This window comes from Shewanella sp. ISTPL2 (assembly GCF_013283205.1).
Lineage (GTDB): Bacteria > Pseudomonadota > Gammaproteobacteria > Enterobacterales > Shewanellaceae > Shewanella > Shewanella oncorhynchi.
The window spans coordinates 821,732-839,337 of record NZ_JAAPAV010000001.1 but is presented as its reverse complement, the minus strand read 5'-3'; the positions used below and the strand labels follow the sequence as shown (position 1 = coordinate 839,337).

Genomic DNA, 17,606 nt, shown 5'->3' with positions numbered 1-17,606 from the left:
GCCAAATATTGCTAAAATTGTCACAAATTTAAAGGAGAGTCCCTGAAATGCCCATTTACGTTGTCGGTCACAAGATCCCCGATTCAGATTCAATCTGCGGTGCTATCGCGTTAGCCTATTTAAAAAACCAAATCGGTGAAGAAGCCATTGCCGCACGTTTAGGTGAATTGTCACCCGAAACCGCTTTTATTCTGGAACGTTTCGGCTTCGAAGCACCGGAATACAAAACCAGCTACGCTGGCGAGCAAGTGTATATTGTTGACCATTCAGAACTGACTCAAGCACCGGATGATATCGCCCAAGCGACCATCGTCGGGATTGTCGATCACCACAAACTTGGCGATCTGACCACAGATACCCCGCTAGAATGCTGGATCCGCCCAGTGGGTTGCAGCAACACAGTGATCAAGATGATGTTCGACTTTTACCAAGTCGCTATCCCTAAAAATATCGCTGGCATCATGATGTGCGCCATTTTGAGCGATACCGTGATTTTCAAATCACCGACTTGCACCACTGCAGACATTCGCTGCGTTGAAGCATTAGCTGAAATCGCCGGAGTTGAAGATTTCAAAGAACTGGGCATGGAAATGTTCAAAGTGAAATCCGCCGTGCAAGGCACACCAGCACGTGACTTAGTAATGCGCGACTTCAAAGACTTCAACATGAACGGTAACTTAGTCGGTATCGGCCAGTTAGAAGTGATCGACCTGTCAGTATTTGACGATATCAAGGCCGAGCTAGAAGCCGATATCAAAGCGCTCAAAGTGGAAGGTAACCGCCACAGCGTTTTATTGCTGCTGACTGACATCATGAAAGAAGGTTCAGAGTTGTTGATTGTGTCTGACGATGCGCAGCTGACCCAACGTGCCTACGGTAAAGATACCGTCGATGGCAAAGTCTGGTTAGACGGCGTATTAAGCCGTAAGAAACAAGTAGTACCACAACTACAAGCAGCATTCGCCTAGACATTATATCGTCGCCGAATCGCAACAGTAATAGCGTATTAAGGCCGGACTCAGTTCGGCCTTTTTATATTTTAAGGCAAAACTGATACACCCTGTGCCTTAGCCTTGCTAATCACTGCAAACGAAAACGGGCATGAAACTTTGCTCATAAATCTATCCAACCAGAGAAGTTGGCGAGTATGATGACCCAATCGTCCCATTGATTTGATCACTTTCATCTATGCCAGAAGCGCTACAACATATCATCACCGAACTCACGCCTTGGCTGCAGCAATATGGTTATGTTCTGCTATTTGTCGCGATTGCTGTCGAGGGTTTTGGCATTCCGGCGCCAGGACAATCCTTATTAATTGTCGCCAGTTTATTAGCCGCTACAGGGCAAATGTCACTGCCACTAGTGTTAATCGTCGCTGCTTGCGGTGCACTATGCGGTAACAGTTTGGGATATTTCATCGGTTGGCGCTTTGGCGACGTATTACTCAAAAAAGGGTGGATAAAGCCGCAATTGGAAGACAAAATCCATGGCGTTATTGGTCAATATGGCATTGCCGCTTTAGTGTTGAGTCGTTTTGTTGAGGGATTAAAACAGTTTATGTTTATCGGCTGCGGTCTCGCTAAAATGCCATTAAAACAATTTGTGATTGGCAATGCTCTCGCCACCAGCATTTGGGTGGCACTCTTTGGATTAGGCCCAGTGTTAATCCGCGATGAAATCGCTCCCATGCTGGCGTTTTACCACCAGCATAAATACCCCACATGGGCTATGGTCAGCCTAATACTCGCTGCGCTAATCACTTTTACTTGGCGCAGGTGGCAAACCAAAAATCCGCAGTAAGCGATTTAGGATCTATTCTTCCGATTCCTTTTGGATTATCTCTATCACCTTATGAGCCTTAACAAAATGGTCTAAGCGATGAGTTTGAATCCACCAAGTCGCCGCTTCCATAAGCAACTCTGGATCATCATTTTTGTTCGCAAAGAAGGCGTAAAATGAGAGGCCGACATTATCACCTTTAGTCTCAATTTTTTTATGACAAACTGCGATGATTTTTGCTCTTAACTCAGCTCTCATATTGACTCATAACGTTTATTCACCAGCTTATTAAATATTTTCAATGACATACAACACTAGATGTATCGTCTATTGCTTACTCCATACAGCTACCGATCACTTTATGCCTTCAGTTTCAACCTTAGGTTGAGGTTCTGCACCGTCATTTGGCTTAGCCTCAGGCTTTGATTCCGGCGCTTTAATTGGCGCGGGTGACGCCTCAGTCGCAGCAGGCTTATCTTGTTCCTGTGATACGTTTGGCTCCTGCAATGGTGCATTAACCTTAGGTGTCGGTGAACTCTGCTCTTCAGGTAAAGGCTCGACAATAATCACTGGCTCTTGTGGCACAGGCGTTTCACCTTCGGTAGATGTTGCAGCTTCTGACTCTGGCGCTAAGGTGCCGAGATCTTGGTTCGCAGGGCTTTCCACCGCATGTTTAGGTAATTGATTTCGATATAAATCAATCATACGCATCACCTCAGACAAGGCTTTACCATGCTCTGGAGTGAGAATGCCATTGTGCCCAGAGACGATTTCGTCAGACACGGCCAGTACCCATACGGCTTGCATATTGGCATCAGGGCAGGTTTGCACGGTACGACGAGCCTGCAGGCGAGCACGAATTTTCCAGCCCGATTGAGGCAGCGTCATCATACAGCCAGGGATTTGATCGTGCGCCATCAAGGCCGAAGGCATCTTCATTGGTGTAGTGCAATTGCCACCAGAGCATTTGTCAATATCGTGAGTAATAGCCCAAGAGTTCCCTACAGCGCGCTCGCCGTCCTTGATGTAATTGAAGGCTTCTTTCACTGCAAAATCCCCCTTCGATTGCAACACCACCATACTCGGTTTTTGTCTATCTAAGCTCACCAACGTATCTAATGGCTGATACTCTTTAGCAGGTACGGCGGGATTTAACAGTAAGAATAAATTAGGATTATCCTGCTGATTATCAATGGCGGCTTTGATGCGATCTTTACTCGCATGCAAAACAACAGCACCGCCAAGACTATGGCCAATCACAGTGTAACGCAGCAGTTTATGCTGTGTTACTAAGCTATCAAGCTTATCCAGCAGCTGTGATAGACCTAACTGCCCGATACGTTTAGCAACCCGTTTACGCTGTAAAATAGTGGGAAAATCTAAGGGTTCAATCCAACTTTTTGCATCATCTGAGCCATCGATCCAAAAAGGATCATATTTATCGCCCCGCCAGCCAATATACAACCCCAACAAGTTGCGCTGGGTATCGGACGCGGCCATTTGCTGATAAAACTGCTCAAAGGCAATAAAGTTTTCATCCTTAGGCTCAGCACTATGATGCCAGCCATGGACAAAAATCAATAATTCAGGGATCTGTGCAGGCTCTGGATGTAAGATTCGCGTCTCTAAACCTTGCCATTGCCTTTCGTCGTGGGGCTGACCTTTATCATTAAACTCAATCACATGAAAATTTTGCTTAGCGATATCAGGGCCGGGGATGTGGTAAGCCTGATCTGGAATAAAAGGAAGTAGGATGCAAAGTAATAACAACATTAAAAACAGTAACTTGTACTGAGTAAACTTTTTCAGGCTCATTTATAACAACATAATTAACGGCCAAGCTAGGCCAAAATAGACGTGCTGAAAGGGACTAACAGCAAAATTGACGAAATTATACGCTAACGCCATTAACCCAGCTAGTGCCTAAGTTGCTTTTCATCTGAACTGCAACGCTGTTTAACGCCAAGTATCGGGAAGCGTGACTTGGCTCCATAACTCTTGGCACAGCGGCTGACTATTGTGCCAGTCGCCACCGTTAATCCATTTAACGAGGGTATCCCCCACCTTTGGATATGCAATTGGGTTAGGTGATGCCGTTTTAAGCCAGCGCTTAACTATGTTCACATCAAGACTCATCATGCTATCTGCGGCCGCTAAAAGTTGTAACGCCGCCACGTTCGATAACTGCTCAAACTGGCCAATCAGTGGTTTGACTAAGAGTTTTTTACCTAAGGTTAATGCTTCGCTGGCAAGTTCAAAGCCCGCATTGCCTATCACACCGCCGCAGCTGGCAAGATGTTGCTTAAACCCCTCACGATTAAAACCGTGCCATTTAATATGTTCAGCAACTTGGCCTTTAGGTTGTTGGCTGTGATATACCAAAAACTGATAATCACTAAAGTGAGACAGAAAGTGAGCAATCATATCCGCATCTTCAAAAGGCAAATAAACTAAAATCTGATGCGTGTGTTCGAATGGGCTGGCATCCACTTCGACAAAAGGCGGCAAAATAGGGAAGCCAAAATGATGCCAATGACACCCCAGCGCCACATCCACTGGAGCAAAATAATTGAGCAGCATCTCATTAAACCAAGTGCTACCGAGTTTTGGCACCGGATGAGTTAACGCCGCCTGATGGCTAATCCCAATAGATGGCACGCCTTGGCGCCGCGCAGCCCAAGCAGAGACAGGTTCAAAGTCGTTGAGTACTAAATCGTAGCAACTGAGATCTAATGCTTTAATATCTTTAAATAACGACAAGGACAAATTTTGCCGGACTGTTTGTGGCACATTAACGCGCCCAGAGCACGTCGCAAACGTCATTCCCGCTTGAACGCGATAATCGCCAAAGCACTCCATATCGAAAAACTGATCAGGCTTGCGCCCCGAAAATAGAAAGTCCACTTCAATATCTTGTTTCATCAATGCTTTAGCCATGACGCGTGCACGACTTAAGTGGCCATTCCCTGTGCCTTGAACTCCGTAGAGTATTCGCATTACGTATCCTTAAACTGATGAGTGAAGGAGAATTCCCACTAATGAAATGATTAACAGGCGCATATTTGAATTAAATCACTGGATGAACCAGCAATACCGACCCAATCCCCAATGAGGCTCCCGCCAGAATATCTAAGGGATAATGCACGCCAAGTGCAATACGTGAGCCCCCTATGCTAAAAGCCCATAAATACGCCACAGGAGCCGCCGCTGGATAGATTTGCGCCACGCTCGTTGCCATCACAAAGGCCGCAGCTGTATGACCAGACGGTAAGCTGAAGCGATCCGATGGTTCAAAACCACTCTCAAATCCCACTAATGCATGGCATGGCCGTGTGCGACGAATACTATTTTTCAATAGTAAATACAGAGGTAACTCAACCAAAAAACTCGCTAACATCAAATTAAATAGAGCCTGTCCTTGAGCGTGCGTCAGCATCAAACCCACGGACAAATATAAATACACATGCCCATCGCCACTCGCTGATACCCGCTTTGCACGGGCATATAAACCATAGTGCTGGGTGAAGCTCACGATATGGCAAAACATTCGCTTGTCTAAGTCTGCAACGTAACTCAACATAAAACAGGCTCCTTGCTGGCATACCAGCGAGTTTTACTGCGATGTTAATCTGTGCATTCTCTCGACGACGCTTAGAGTGCTTAGTCTGAAACCAACCGACTCACCAAGGCTCTATTCACGATTGAATTCGTTATTGACTGCTCACGGCTAATTTACTGTTTGCTAATAGTTAAACCTAAACCACATTAGCTAAAGCACTATTAGATAGCTTGAGATTAAGAAAGACCTGTGACGGCTAAGTGACATCTGCTCGAAGGTTTTATGACAAGAAGCATGGCTGAGGTTTTGATCTAGAAGGATTCTAGGGACGTTATGCAGGGGCTAAGGGATTTATTTAGAAATAGCGATAGGACTGAGACAGGATATTGTGTTGCTCTAAACGTTAATCTCAAGAGCAACACAATCCAATAAAACTTAGGCTGCGGCGGGAGTATTTGCCTTAGCACGGTAAATTTTTGTCAAATGGTAAATATTAATACAAGCAACAAACGCATTCATGCCGGCCACAGGCCAAGCAGAAATAAACACCCCATAAACCACAAACAGAGTGCATCCTACAAAATTCAACCATCGCAACCAAATGATATTCTTCATCATTAGAGAGATCGCCACCATTATAGAGGCAAAATAACCAATAATTTCAATCGTATTTACAGCTTCCATAGGCACCTCTCGAAGGCCCTCTACCGTCCATAAGCGTAACGGGGGGTCCATGCCCCTAAAGCAAATTAAGTTAAGTAAGTTAATTTAAACTTGGGATATAATACCAAAACGCGCAACAGAGTTGTAATAAAAAACCGTTATTTAATGACCAATATCAAGTTTTACCGAATAAATTCTATAGTGTGACGAAAATTTACTACAGATGTGTTAACAGCCAAGTGGCAACAATACCGTGATTGATAACACTTTTCTTTTCAATAATCCCTTTTATACTGGCGTAAACTCGCTAAACTGTACGCAACGCGGATCAATAGGAGTGTAAATATGGAATACAACACCTCAGAACTATGTGACATGTACTTAGATGTCGTAGATGTAGTCGAGCCCATGTTCAGTAACTACGGTGGTTGTAGCTCTTTTGGCGGTTCTATTAGCACCATCAAGTGCTTTGAAGACAACGGCCTAATTACCGAAGTCCTACAAGAGGATGGCCAAGGTAAAGTCTTACTCATTGATGGCGGTGGCTCATTACGCCGTGCGCTGATCGATGGCGCTATCGCAGAACTTGCGGTCAGCAACAACTGGGAAGGCATTATCGTTTACGGTTCTGTACGCGATGTGGATGCATTGGAAGAATTAGACATTGGTATTCAAGCCCTTGCCTCTATTCCAGTGGGTGCTGATGGCAATTCAGTGGGCGAAGTGGAAATTCCAGTCAATTTTGGCGGTGTGACTTTCTTACCCGGTGATCACATTTATGCTGATAACACAGGTGTGATTTTATCACCTGAACCACTCGACATTGAGTAATCTCACTCTTCAGTCAAGAAAGCCAGCTAAGCTGGCTTTTTTATTCACTATTTTCAGCGTTTCCCCATTGAATCCTCGCCCTACTCTGGCCACAATAGCTCGACTCTGGCCGAATAAGAATATCAATCTATGCCTGAATTTATTCCTTTTACCCATACCGATATCGCCTCACTCGTCAGCACAAGAACGGGCGAAACTAAGCTAGGCCAATGCGTCCATCTGGCCAATCACGAACACACGTTAGAGACCATACTCGCCACTGCAAAAGCCCACGGTGCAAGCTTTGCCATTATCGGCGTTGGCGAAGATATAGGCCCACGTGCCAATTTAGGCCGCGGCGGTGCAACCGATGCGTTCACAACCAGTATGCGCCAATGGCTCAATTTACAATCGAATCGTTTTCTTTCTGGCGCCGAATGCCTAGTGTTAGGCCAAGTGAACACCGCCGATCTGCAGCAACAAACTACGAGCAATACAACAGCTAACAGTGACGTCACCTTAGATGAATTACGTGATGCAGTGGAACTACTCGATGAGCGCGTGATCTGTATCGTCAGTGCTATTTTAAAAGCGGGTTTAGAACCCATACTCATCGGCGGCGGCCACAACAATGCCTATGGTTTGTTGATGGCAACCTACGGCCACTACCAACGCCAAGTCGCCGCGGTGAATCTCGATCCTCATTCGGATTTTCGCCTGCTCGAAGGCCGTCACAGCGGCAATGGTTTTAGCTATGCAGCCGATCGCGGCGCCTTAGGTTGCTACCATGTACTGGGTTTACACGAGTTAAAAAACAGCGAAGCCAACCTAAGCCAACTCAGCGAATTTGGTGGCACTTGGCATAGCTTGCAACAAATTTGGGTTCGCCGTGAAATCAGCCTTAGCCAAGCTTTACTTGAAATCGCCGCCAAACTTAATGACACAGGTTTACTCGTAGGATTAGAACTTGACGTCGATGCTATCGCTAAAATGCCCAGTAGCGCTTCAACCGCTGCAGGTGTGCCATTGCTCGATGCGGCGCATTATGTCAGCTATATCGCCCGCCACTGCCCATGCGCTTATTTGCATTTAGCCGAGGCTGCGCCAAGTTGCCACGAAGCTGGGATTGAAGCCGGATTCATGGATGTTGGCCAAAGCCTAAGCGAGCTTATCTACGCTTATGTGCAGGCTCGCATGCAATTTTTGGCACAATGAATATCACCAGTTGCACCCAACTGGGCGCTAAGCTATTCACCAAATCCTGATATTGTGGTCTAATGCCAGTCCATTTTACGTGGTCGCTAAGCACTTAATCCTACGACTGTTCAGGAGTGCCTCAAGCTAAGGCATTGCAGTTAGTTTACTAGCTCGATCACAGAGTGATAGATCAAAGATTCAGCAAATGCAGGCGATGGCTTACACTCGCAACTAATACATTGCAAAACAATAGGAACACATTGATGTCTGAGGGCGAATCTAAAAGTACCCACTTTGGTTACAAAACCGTAGAGGCCGATAAAAAGGCTGAACTCGTTGCCGGCGTGTTTCATTCTGTTGCCGCTAAGTACGACATAATGAACGATGTGATGTCCTTCGGCATTCACCGTTTTTGGAAACGTTACACCATTGAAGTCTCTGGCGCCCGCCCTGGCATGAAAGTGCTCGATTTGGCCGGCGGCACAGGCGACTTAACTGCAAAATTCTCTCACTTAGTGGGCGATAAAGGTGAAGTGGTTTTAGCTGACATTAACGATTCCATGTTAAAAGTCGGGCGCACTAAGTTGCGCGACAAGGGCATAGTCAACAATGTCAGTTATGTGCAAGCCAACGCCGAAGCACTGCCGTTTCCCGATAACCACTTCGACATCATTACCATCGCCTTTGGTCTGCGTAACGTGACCGATAAAGATGCGGCACTGCGTTCAATGAACCGCGTGCTTAAGCCCGGTGGCAAGTTATTAGTGCTAGAGTTCTCTAAGCCTCAGCATGAAATCATGCGTAAAGTATATGATTTATATAGCTTCAAAGTCTTACCTAAGATGGGTGAGCTCATCACTAAAGATGCCGACAGCTACGAGTATCTGGCTGAATCGATCCGCATGCACCCAGATCAAGACACATTAAAACAAATGATGGTTGATGCAGGCTTTGAACAAGTCGACTACACCAACATGACCGACGGCATTGTCGCATTGCACCGTGGTTATAAATTCTAATGATGCCGCAAGAAGTTGTGCTGCTTGCCTGCGCCGCAATTGAAACGGGTCTGAAAAAACTTCAGGCCCAAGCGGGCGACGATTATTCGCGCCAGCGCCAGTTGCATGGCAAAGTGTTTCGTATCCAATTATCACAGCTCAGCTGGCCATTCTATTTAGTGTTTGCCAAAGAGATCCAAGTACTGAGCCGCTATGAAGGCGATGTCGATGTCAGTCTACATGCCGATGCGACAACGCTTTACCGCGTGTCCGAAGGCGCCAACCTGACTGAACTAATCAAGCAAGATAAACTCAAGCTTGAAGGCGATCTCAATTTATTACAAAGCTTTAGCCAATATCTACGCAGCATCGAGTTTGACTTTGCCGAGCCAATATCCCGTTATTTAGGTGATGGTCCCACTCACAAACTCATCTGTTCTAGCCATCAGGTAAAAGACTTTGCACTCGAAGTATTGCGTAAAACCCGCTCCCACTTAGGACAACTCGCAGTTGAAGAGTATCGCCTCGCACCGCACCCAATTGAGTTAGTGCACTTTCGCGATCAAATGGATGATTTAGTTGCCGACACTCGCGCGATTGAACAACGGATTGCCCAATTAAGAGACCAAATTAAGCCATGACCTTTGCCAGTATCCGCCGCGGTTACCACGTCATCAAGACCTTACTTCAGTACGGGTTAGATGACGTATTGCCGCCAAAGATGACACCTTGGTACTTTAAACTCGCCCGTAACAGCCTATTCTGGATCCGCAATAAGCATAAAAATAAGCCCGGTGGCGAACGCTTAAAATTGGCGATGCAGGAACTCGGCCCCGTTTATATCAAGCTTGGACAAATGCTCTCAACCCGCCGCGATTTACTCAGCGATGAATGGGCCAGTGAATTGGCCATGCTACAGGACAAAGTGCCGCCCTTTGATGGTGCACTTGCCCGCCAAGCGATTGAAGCTGAGCTAAAAGCGCCGATTGAATCCCTATTTGATGACTTTAATGAAATACCACTGGCCTCAGCCTCTATTTCTCAGGTGCATACCGCGACCCTCAAATCTAACGGTAAAGACGTCGTACTTAAGGTGCTGCGCCCTAATGTAGAAGCTAAAATCCAGGCCGATCTGCAGTTGATGTCGCAAACTGCCAAACTGATTGAATACCTCCTCGGTGAAGGTAACCGACTGCGCCCTGCTGAAGTGATCGAAGATTACCGCGTGACCATTTTAGGCGAGTTAAACCTTAAGCTCGAAGCCTTAAACGCAGTCAAACTACGCAACAACTTCCTCAACTCAGATGCGCTCTATGTGCCTTATGTGTATGAAGAGTTTTGCTATCCACGCCTGATGGTGATGGAACGTATTTACGGTATTTCTGTCTCGGATATTGCCGCACTTAAAGCGCAAGGTACCAACTTTAAGTTATTGGCCGAGCGCGGTGTTGAACTATTTTTTACCCAAGTATTCCGCGATAACTTTTTCCATGCCGACATGCATCCGGGCAATATCTTTATTTCCCGCGATCATCCTGAGAACCCATACTACATTGGGCTCGACTGCGGCATCATGGGCACACTCAGCGAAGTCGATAAGCGCTATCTCGCCGAGAATTTCCTCGCCTTCTTTAATCGCGATTATCACAGAATCGCCCAGCTCTATATTGAGTCTGGCTGGGTATCGGAAAAAACCGATCTACAAGCTTTCGAACAGGCCATCAAAGTGGTGTGTGAACCTATGTTCAACAAGCCGCTCGACGAGATCTCCTTTGGTCATGTGTTACTGGAATTATTCCGCACTGCGCGCCACTTCGATATCGTGGTGCAACCGCAATTGGTATTGTTGGAAAAAACCTTACTCTACATCGAAGGCTTAGGCCGTCAGCTGTATCCGCAGTTGGATTTATGGCAAACCGCCAAACCCTTTTTAGAGCAGTGGATGGCCGACCAAGTCGGTCCTAAAGCTATGTTTAAAAAGGTATCCACAAAACTGCCATATTGGGCTGATAAACTACCTGAATTCCCTGAACTAATTTACGATAATCTTAAGTTAGGCAGGAAATTGCTGAGTTCTCAGCAACAAATGCTAGATAAGTATTTGAAATATCAGCAGCAGGCACACAAGAGTAACTACTTGCTTATCACTTCTGCCGTTTTATTGATCTGTGGCACGTTATTGATTAATAGAGACGCTACACTATGGACCCCTTATGTTTGTCTAATTTCAGGCATGATATTGTGGTTTGTAGGATGGCGATCTAGGCCAAAGAATCGCAAATTTTAGCTAGCACTAATTAATCAGAGGTTCATAATAGAACCGATATCAATTAAGAGGATACCTTCATGGGTGGTATTAGTATTTGGCAACTGCTTATCGTTGCGTTAATCGTTGTCTTGTTGTTTGGAACTAAGAAATTACGCTCTTTGGGTGGTGATTTAGGTGGTGCGGTTAAAGGCTTCAAAAACGCCATGTCTTCAGAAGAAGACAAGAAGGCATTAGAAGACACCGAAGCGGCTAAAACAGCGCAAACAACTCAACAGGCGACTGAAAAGAAACCTGAGTCTAACAAAGAACAGGCGTAACTCTTTATGTTTGACGGTATCGGCTTTATGGAGCTGCTGCTGATCGGTGTTTTGGGGCTAGTGGTTCTTGGCCCCGAACGTCTACCGGTTGCGGTGCGTTCGGTAACGAGTTGGATCCGTGCGATGAAACGCATGGCGAACTCGGTAAAAGAAGAACTTGAGCAGGAGCTGAAGATCGAGCAGTTGCATGCCGATCTTAAAAAAGCAGAGAGCAAAGGTTTATCTAACCTCTCACCTGAACTCAAAGAGTCTATTGAGCAACTAAAGCAAGCGGCACAGTCAGTGAACCGCCCTTATCAGGTTCAGGATCCATCAAAAGACACCCCTGCGCCTGAGAATCAAATTCACACACCTGCTCAAGTGAATCCAGTTCAAGCTAGCCAAACTAATCCAACAGCCACTGCAGAGGCGAGTCCAACATCGGCCTCTCCCGCTGCTTCAAGTGAGGCATCTCAGGGCGTGGATACCAGTTCTAACCCGAAAGCCAACGGATAATTCATGTCGCAACAGCAGCCACTTATCAGCCATTTGCTTGAACTTAGGTCCAAGCTGCTAAAATCCATTGCCAGTGTGTTATTAGTGTTCATTTGTAGTGTGTACTGGGCAAATGATATCTACCACTACATGGCAATACCTTTAATGCAGTCTTTACCTCTTGGTGGCAGCATGATTGCGACGGATGTCGCTGCACCATTTTTTGCACCTTTCAAACTAACCCTCGTTTTATCATTTTTTGTGGCAGTGCCCTACGTGTTATTTCAAATTTGGTCCTTCGTGGCACCGGGTTTATATAAACATGAAAAACGCTTAGTGATGCCACTGCTATTCAGCAGTACCTTATTGTTTTATCTCGGCATTGCATTTGCTTATTATCTTGTATTCCCTGTTGTTTTTGGTTTTTTTGCTAACAATGCGCCAGAGGGAGTTCAAGTTGCGACAGATATTACCAGTTACCTTAACTTTATTCTGAAGCTGTTCTTTGCCTTTGGTCTATCCTTTGAAATCCCCATTGCCGTTGTTTTACTCTGCTGGTCAGGTGTCACTACACCTGAAGATCTCAAGCAAAAACGTCCTTATATCATAGTGGGCGCCTTTGTCGTCGGCATGCTATTAACCCCACCAGATGTGATTTCCCAGACTATGCTTGCTGTACCAATGCTGTTATTGTTCGAAGGCGGTTTATTAGCGGCTCGTTTCTACAGCAAACCAGATGACGAGTCAGACGAAGATACTGAACAAACAAACGACTAACGTCCTCGAAGGCGTTAGGGGAATAATATAATAAGGAACATTCTCATGCGCTTAACCCTTATCACGGCAGCGATCATGCTTGTATCTGTCCAAGCAAATGCCAGCATTGAACAACAGTTAACCCAATGTGCAGCAACCGCCGATAAACTCGACCGCTTGATTTGCTATGACAAGCTAGCAGAAAGCCTAAAAGGCATGACACCTAACACCATTAGCACTCAAGCGATACCGGCTACAGTAGCAACAGTTGCAGTCCCTACGACTGCAGCAGCGATAGTGGCAACCGCCCCCCAAGCACCAGCGGCAAAAATTGCCGATGACTTTGGGATGGAAGCCAAGCGTGTTCAAGAAAATACTGTCGATAAGATTTATTTAGAGATTCAATCTATAGCTGAAGATGCCTACGGAGACATTAAAGTGACTTTCACTAACGGTCAGGTATGGAAACAAACTGATGGCCGTAAGTACAATGTTAAGCAAGGTGAAACTGTCTATATTGAAAAAGCCGCTTTAGGTTCTTTTTTAATGGGAACCGATGATCGCAATGCCAAGGTTCGGGTAAAACGTCTAAAATAATGCCCTCATACATAGATATCGCTGTCAATTTACTTGGCAGCGCACTCGAACAAGATACTGTATCGATAATACAAGCGGCGGCGGACCAAGGGGTTTCGCCGTTAATTGTTATTGGCAGCGATTTAACTGAAAGTGCGGCAGCCATTGCTGTATGCGAGCAATATCCTAACCAACTTTACTGCACTGCTGGTGTGCATCCCCACCATGCCAGTGGTTGGCATGATGGCTCAAACGCTCGACAAGCTGAACTCTGTCACGCACCGCAAGTGGTTGCCGTTGGCGAATGTGGTTTAGACTACAATCGTGATTTCTCCCCGAGACCTATCCAGCGCCAAGCTTTTATTGCCCAACTGGCCTTAGCCGTTGAACTGCAAATGCCGGTGCTAATGCACGAACGCGATGCCCACGAAGACTTTATTGCTATCCTGCGGGAATATCGCCCACAGCTTAGTGGCGCGCTTTTGCATTGTTTCACTGGCACTCACACACAGATGGAAGCCTATATTGACCTAGATTTACACTTAGGCATAACAGGTTGGGTCTGCGATGAAAGACGCGGCCAAGAACTAGCGCAACTCGTTCCCTTTATTCCGCAGAATCGCATTTTAATCGAGACAGATAGCCCTTACCTACTCCCCCGTAGTATGCGGCCCAAGCCTAAATCGAGCAAAAACAAGCCCGAATACCTTCCTTATATCGCAAATTATATTGCAAACCTACGCGGAGAAGATGCGGATGAGTTTGCAAAACGTTGCTACCAAAATAGCTTAGCGTTTTTTAATTTGGATCGAATCCATGCTTAACAAAAACATGCCACTCATACTCTTGCTGTGGCTATGGATATACCCAACACAGGCCTTGGCAACCCTATTGAGCATTGACGAGTCAACCACGACACCTTTAAACCTTACGCCTTGGTTAATGGTCAGCCACCCTACACCAGCAAAAGAACTGGCCGAAATACAAGCTTTGCCAAAAACTGATTGGCATAACTTTACCAATAAAGACATTCAAAAACTCAGCGGCCATGATTTTTGGCTCAGTTTCAGCTTAACCAGCCCTGACGAAACACTTTCGCGCATTTTAGCGCTAGATAACCCTTTGTTAGACAAGGTAACTATCTACCATTTAGTCAATAATAAACTCATGAATACTGTGCTGATGGGTGATATATTCCCCTATGAGGATCGACCATTCTTGAGCAATATTTTCCTATATCCTTTCAAGATCAACACAGATGACTCCCATACTTTCTATCTGCATATTCAAACTGAAGGTAGTGCTGCAGTACCATTAAACCTATGGTCTTCTAATGACTTAGCTCAAATTGCCGAATCTACCGCCGTTGAGCATGGATTCCAACTTGGTGTACTTGCCGCAATTGGCATTTTTAGCCTTTTTATCGCCATAGCATCGGGCTCATTCAGCTACAGCTATTACTCTGGCTATGTCCTTAGCATGACCTTACTCGTTGCCACGATTAACGGTTTTGCCTTCCGATTCCTCTGGCCAGACTGGCCGCTATTGCAGCAAGTTATGGTGCCGTTTTTACTGCCAATCGTTATGGCATTTGCGTTAATGTTTACTGAAAAAATATTACAGCTCAAATATTTAAACCGCCGTATGTTACTCACTTGTCGCTATAGTGCTGTGTATATCCTCTGTGTTGGACTCGCCACACCATTTATCCAATATGGAACGGCGCTCTATATCGAGATCATTTCCGTTGCAGTACTCAGCCTAGTCCTGATGGTCTTTGCCATTACTCAGGCTATCAATGGCCATAAACTGGCACGTATGTACACTATTGGCTGGGTGAGTATGCTGACAGGCGCCTGCATCAGTAGCTTGCTTTATCTCAGCGTGATTGACCTCAATTTAAAACCGCAAACGCCTGTGATGCTTGGGCTGACTTTTGAAATTATCTTCATGTCTCTGGTGCTCGCCATCCGCTATAACGATGAGCGCAAAGCTAAACTACGTATCCAGCAAGAAGCCTTGAAACAAGCACAGAAAATTCGTAGTGCGCGGGAAGAAGCCCTAAAAGCGGAAGCCGAGAGCAATGAGAAACTCGAACAAATGGTACAAGAACGTACCTTAGAGCTTGAAATCACGCTCAGAGAATTGCATGAAGTAAACCAAAAACTCACTGAACAAAGCACTATCGACAGTTTAACTGGGGTCAAAAACCGCAGTGCCTTTGATAAACGTTTAATCGCTGAAAGCCGGATCAGTCGCAGGCAAGAAACTCCCATAGCACTGTTAATGCTTGATATAGATCGCTTCAAGCTGATCAACGACAGATTCGGTCATCTTGCAGGCGATCAAGCATTACGTACAATAGCTCAAACATTACAGCAGCATTTAAAACGGCCAACGGATCTAGTGTCACGTTTTGGGGGGGAGGAATTTGCTATCATCCTTCCTAATACAACTGCAGAAGGTGCACTCCAAGTTGCTGAAACAATAAGAGACGCTGTTGCCTCTATTCATTTTGAATGGGAAGGTGAAGCGATACCTTTGACTATCAGTATCGGAGTCAGTGCCGATATAGTGACCCACGATCAACACAGTACTAAATTACTAGAACAAGCAGATAAAGCCCTCTACCAAGCAAAAAACGGTGGGCGTAATCAAGTCAGCTTGTATTTGTCGGATCAAGCAAGACCAGTACCTAATTAGGAGTCAAATGTGAATATCATTACCAGTGCCTTCCCTCAGCGTAGAATGCGCCGCATGCGTAAACATGATTTTAGCCGTCGCCTCATGGCCGAAAATCATCTAACGGTCAATGACTTGATTTACCCAATGTTTATTCTAGAAGGCACTAATCGCAGTGAAAAAATAGCCTCTATGCCCGGTGTTGAACGCTACTCGATAGACTTGCTACTGAAAGAAGCTGAAGAACTGGTTGAGTTAGGTATCCCATTAATCGCACTTTTCCCTGTGACACCTGCAGAGAAAAAAACATTAATGGCAGAAGAAGCCTATAACGCAGATGCCCTAGTGCAACGTGCAGTGCGCGAGCTCAAAAAAGCCTTTCCACAGCTAGGCATCATGACTGACGTGGCACTAGATCCTTTCACCACTCACGGTCAAGACGGCATCATAGACGAAACGGGTTATATCCTTAACGATATCACCACCGAGATTTTAGTGAAGCAAGCACTGTCACACGCCGATGCTGGAGCTGACATCATTGCACCATCGGACATGATGGATGGCCGTATTGGCGCGATTCGCCAAGCATTAGAAGCGGCAGGGCACGTCAACACCCAAATCATGGCTTACTCGGCAAAATACTCTTCAAACTACTACGGTCCATTCCGTGATGCCGTAGGCTCAGCGGGTAACCTCAAAGGTGGCAATAAGCATAGCTATCAAATGGATCCAGCGAACAGTGACGAAGCTTTGCATGAAGTCGCACTCGATATCCAAGAAGGAGCCGATATGGTGATGGTTAAGCCAGGTATGCCGTATTTAGATATAGTGCATCGCGTTAAAACTGAACTTGCAGTGCCAACATTCGCCTATCAAGTCAGTGGTGAATACGCCATGCATATGGCAGCAATCCAGAATGGATGGTTAGCCGAAAAGGCCATCGTCATGGAGTCCCTACTCTGCTTTAAACGCGCAGGCGCAGACGGTATTTTAACTTACTTTGCTAAACGTGCTGCCCAGTGGCTTAAAGAAGCTTAAGCAACCTAATGCGAAAGTACCACCTCAAAGCAGCCTTCTGGCTGCTTTTTTTATCGATTAATAGTGAAAAATCTGGAAGCAAAGCTTGTGTATTGAGGGGAAGAAAAGACTAGCCAACAAAGCTAATAGCAATACTTACAGTAGGCAGCATTGCTATTAGTGCAAATAATGTTACAGATTACAAAAGCAAAAAAGCCAGCTTATTCAGCTGGCTTGGTTACATCTCAATGAGATAATTAGGCGCTTGGCGATGACCTACTCTCACATGGGGAGACCCCACACTACCATTGGCGCGTTTGCGTTTCACTTCTGAGTTCGGGATGGGATCAGGTGGTTCCACAAGGCTATTGTCACCAAGCAAATTCTTTATTCTAGGATTAAACACTAGATTGTAATGGTGCTGATACCCAGAATCGAACTGGGGACCTCATCCTTACCAAGGATGCGCTCTACCGACTGAGCCATATCAGCAATTCTATACTAAT

Annotated in this window: 19 protein-coding genes, 1 tRNA gene and 1 rRNA gene; 14 read left to right on the top strand and 7 right to left on the bottom strand. The window is 45.7% G+C overall.

Annotation, left to right across the window (positions count from 1 at the left end; genetic code table 11):
* Positions 1-47 precede the first annotated feature (47 nt).
* Positions 48-968, top strand: a complete 921-nt coding sequence (locus HUB64_RS03815; RefSeq protein WP_173496421.1) for a manganese-dependent inorganic pyrophosphatase — start codon at positions 48-50, stop codon at positions 966-968.
* A 220-nt stretch (positions 969-1,188) separates the two neighbouring features.
* Positions 1,189-1,803 carry a DedA family protein gene (locus tag HUB64_RS03810; RefSeq protein WP_173496420.1) on the top strand — a complete coding sequence of 205 codons (615 nt, stop codon included), beginning with the start codon at positions 1,189-1,191 and terminating at the stop codon, positions 1,801-1,803.
* Positions 1,804-1,815: 12 nt separating this feature from the next.
* Here HUB64_RS03810 and HUB64_RS03805 read toward each other — a convergent pair whose 3' ends face one another.
* The 5 genes from HUB64_RS03805 to HUB64_RS03785 form a co-directional block, all read right to left on the bottom strand.
* On the bottom strand, positions 1,816-2,040 hold the full coding sequence (locus HUB64_RS03805) for a DUF6500 family protein (protein ID WP_173496419.1): 225 nt from the start codon (positions 2,038-2,040) through the stop codon (positions 1,816-1,818).
* Positions 2,041-2,136: 96 nt separating this feature from the next.
* Positions 2,137-3,597, bottom strand: a complete 1,461-nt coding sequence (locus tag HUB64_RS03800; protein WP_173496418.1) for a thioesterase — start codon at positions 3,595-3,597, stop codon at positions 2,137-2,139.
* Positions 3,598-3,738: 141 nt separating this feature from the next.
* Positions 3,739-4,779 carry an MJ1255/VC2487 family glycosyltransferase gene (locus HUB64_RS03795; RefSeq protein WP_173496417.1) on the bottom strand — a complete coding sequence of 347 codons (1,041 nt, stop codon included), beginning with the start codon at positions 4,777-4,779 and terminating at the stop codon, positions 3,739-3,741.
* Between the two features lie 70 nt (positions 4,780-4,849).
* Positions 4,850-5,362, bottom strand: a complete 513-nt coding sequence (locus HUB64_RS03790) for a phosphatase PAP2 family protein (RefSeq protein ID WP_173496416.1) — start codon at positions 5,360-5,362, stop codon at positions 4,850-4,852.
* Positions 5,363-5,776: 414 nt separating this feature from the next.
* Positions 5,777-6,025 (bottom strand): YgjV family protein, encoded by a 249-nt coding sequence (locus HUB64_RS03785; protein WP_113940145.1) that lies wholly within the window; start codon positions 6,023-6,025, stop codon positions 5,777-5,779.
* 324 nt (positions 6,026-6,349) lie between these two features.
* Here HUB64_RS03785 and rraA point away from each other — a divergent pair, with 324 nt between their 5' ends.
* From rraA to hemB, 12 genes are all read left to right on the top strand, one after another.
* A complete protein-coding gene (gene rraA / locus HUB64_RS03780; RefSeq protein WP_105251214.1) occupies positions 6,350-6,835 on the top strand; it encodes a ribonuclease E activity regulator RraA in 486 nt (161 codons plus the stop codon).
* A 129-nt stretch (positions 6,836-6,964) separates the two neighbouring features.
* On the top strand, positions 6,965-8,029 hold the full coding sequence (locus HUB64_RS03775; protein WP_173496415.1) for a formimidoylglutamase: 1,065 nt from the start codon (positions 6,965-6,967) through the stop codon (positions 8,027-8,029).
* A 245-nt stretch (positions 8,030-8,274) separates the two neighbouring features.
* On the top strand, positions 8,275-9,030 hold the full coding sequence (ubiE, locus tag HUB64_RS03770; protein ID WP_006083326.1) for a bifunctional demethylmenaquinone methyltransferase/2-methoxy-6-polyprenyl-1,4-benzoquinol methylase UbiE: 756 nt from the start codon (positions 8,275-8,277) through the stop codon (positions 9,028-9,030).
* Positions 9,030-9,650 (top strand): SCP2 domain-containing protein, encoded by a 621-nt coding sequence (locus tag HUB64_RS03765; protein ID WP_173496414.1) that lies wholly within the window; start codon positions 9,030-9,032, stop codon positions 9,648-9,650. The genes ubiE and HUB64_RS03765 overlap by 1 nt, the downstream gene beginning before the upstream one ends.
* Positions 9,647-11,296, top strand: a complete 1,650-nt coding sequence (gene ubiB, locus HUB64_RS03760) for a ubiquinone biosynthesis regulatory protein kinase UbiB (protein ID WP_105251211.1) — start codon at positions 9,647-9,649, stop codon at positions 11,294-11,296. The genes HUB64_RS03765 and ubiB overlap by 4 nt, the downstream gene beginning before the upstream one ends.
* 59 nt (positions 11,297-11,355) lie before the next feature.
* On the top strand, positions 11,356-11,595 hold the full coding sequence (gene tatA, locus HUB64_RS03755; protein ID WP_006083329.1) for a Sec-independent protein translocase subunit TatA: 240 nt from the start codon (positions 11,356-11,358) through the stop codon (positions 11,593-11,595).
* 6 nt (positions 11,596-11,601) lie between these two features.
* Positions 11,602-12,090, top strand: a complete 489-nt coding sequence (tatB, locus tag HUB64_RS03750) for a Sec-independent protein translocase protein TatB (protein ID WP_173496413.1) — start codon at positions 11,602-11,604, stop codon at positions 12,088-12,090.
* Positions 12,091-12,093: 3 nt separating this feature from the next.
* Positions 12,094-12,846: a twin-arginine translocase subunit TatC gene (tatC, locus tag HUB64_RS03745; protein WP_113940134.1), complete on the top strand. Its 753-nt coding sequence runs from the start codon at positions 12,094-12,096 to the stop codon at positions 12,844-12,846.
* Positions 12,847-12,891: 45 nt separating this feature from the next.
* The gene (locus tag HUB64_RS03740; RefSeq protein ID WP_173496412.1) at positions 12,892-13,422 is read left to right on the top strand and encodes a hypothetical protein; all 531 of its coding nucleotides are present in this window, start codon (positions 12,892-12,894) and stop codon (positions 13,420-13,422) included.
* Positions 13,422-14,225: a TatD family hydrolase gene (locus HUB64_RS03735; protein WP_173496411.1), complete on the top strand. Its 804-nt coding sequence runs from the start codon at positions 13,422-13,424 to the stop codon at positions 14,223-14,225. Before HUB64_RS03740 ends, HUB64_RS03735 begins: the two co-directional genes overlap by 1 nt.
* Positions 14,218-16,104: a diguanylate cyclase gene (locus HUB64_RS03730; protein WP_173496410.1), complete on the top strand. Its 1,887-nt coding sequence runs from the start codon at positions 14,218-14,220 to the stop codon at positions 16,102-16,104. Before HUB64_RS03735 ends, HUB64_RS03730 begins: the two co-directional genes overlap by 8 nt.
* Positions 16,105-16,113: 9 nt before the next feature.
* Positions 16,114-17,121 carry a porphobilinogen synthase gene (hemB, locus tag HUB64_RS03725; protein ID WP_105251204.1) on the top strand — a complete coding sequence of 336 codons (1,008 nt, stop codon included), beginning with the start codon at positions 16,114-16,116 and terminating at the stop codon, positions 17,119-17,121.
* 242 nt (positions 17,122-17,363) lie between these two features.
* On the opposite strand, the gene rrf is transcribed toward hemB, so the two are convergent.
* Together rrf and HUB64_RS03715 are read right to left on the bottom strand one after the other, a co-directional pair.
* Positions 17,364-17,479 (bottom strand): 5S ribosomal RNA (rrf, locus tag HUB64_RS03720).
* A 37-nt stretch (positions 17,480-17,516) separates the two neighbouring features.
* A tRNA-Thr gene (locus HUB64_RS03715) sits at positions 17,517-17,592 on the bottom strand.
* Positions 17,593-17,606: the final 14 nt, after the last annotated feature.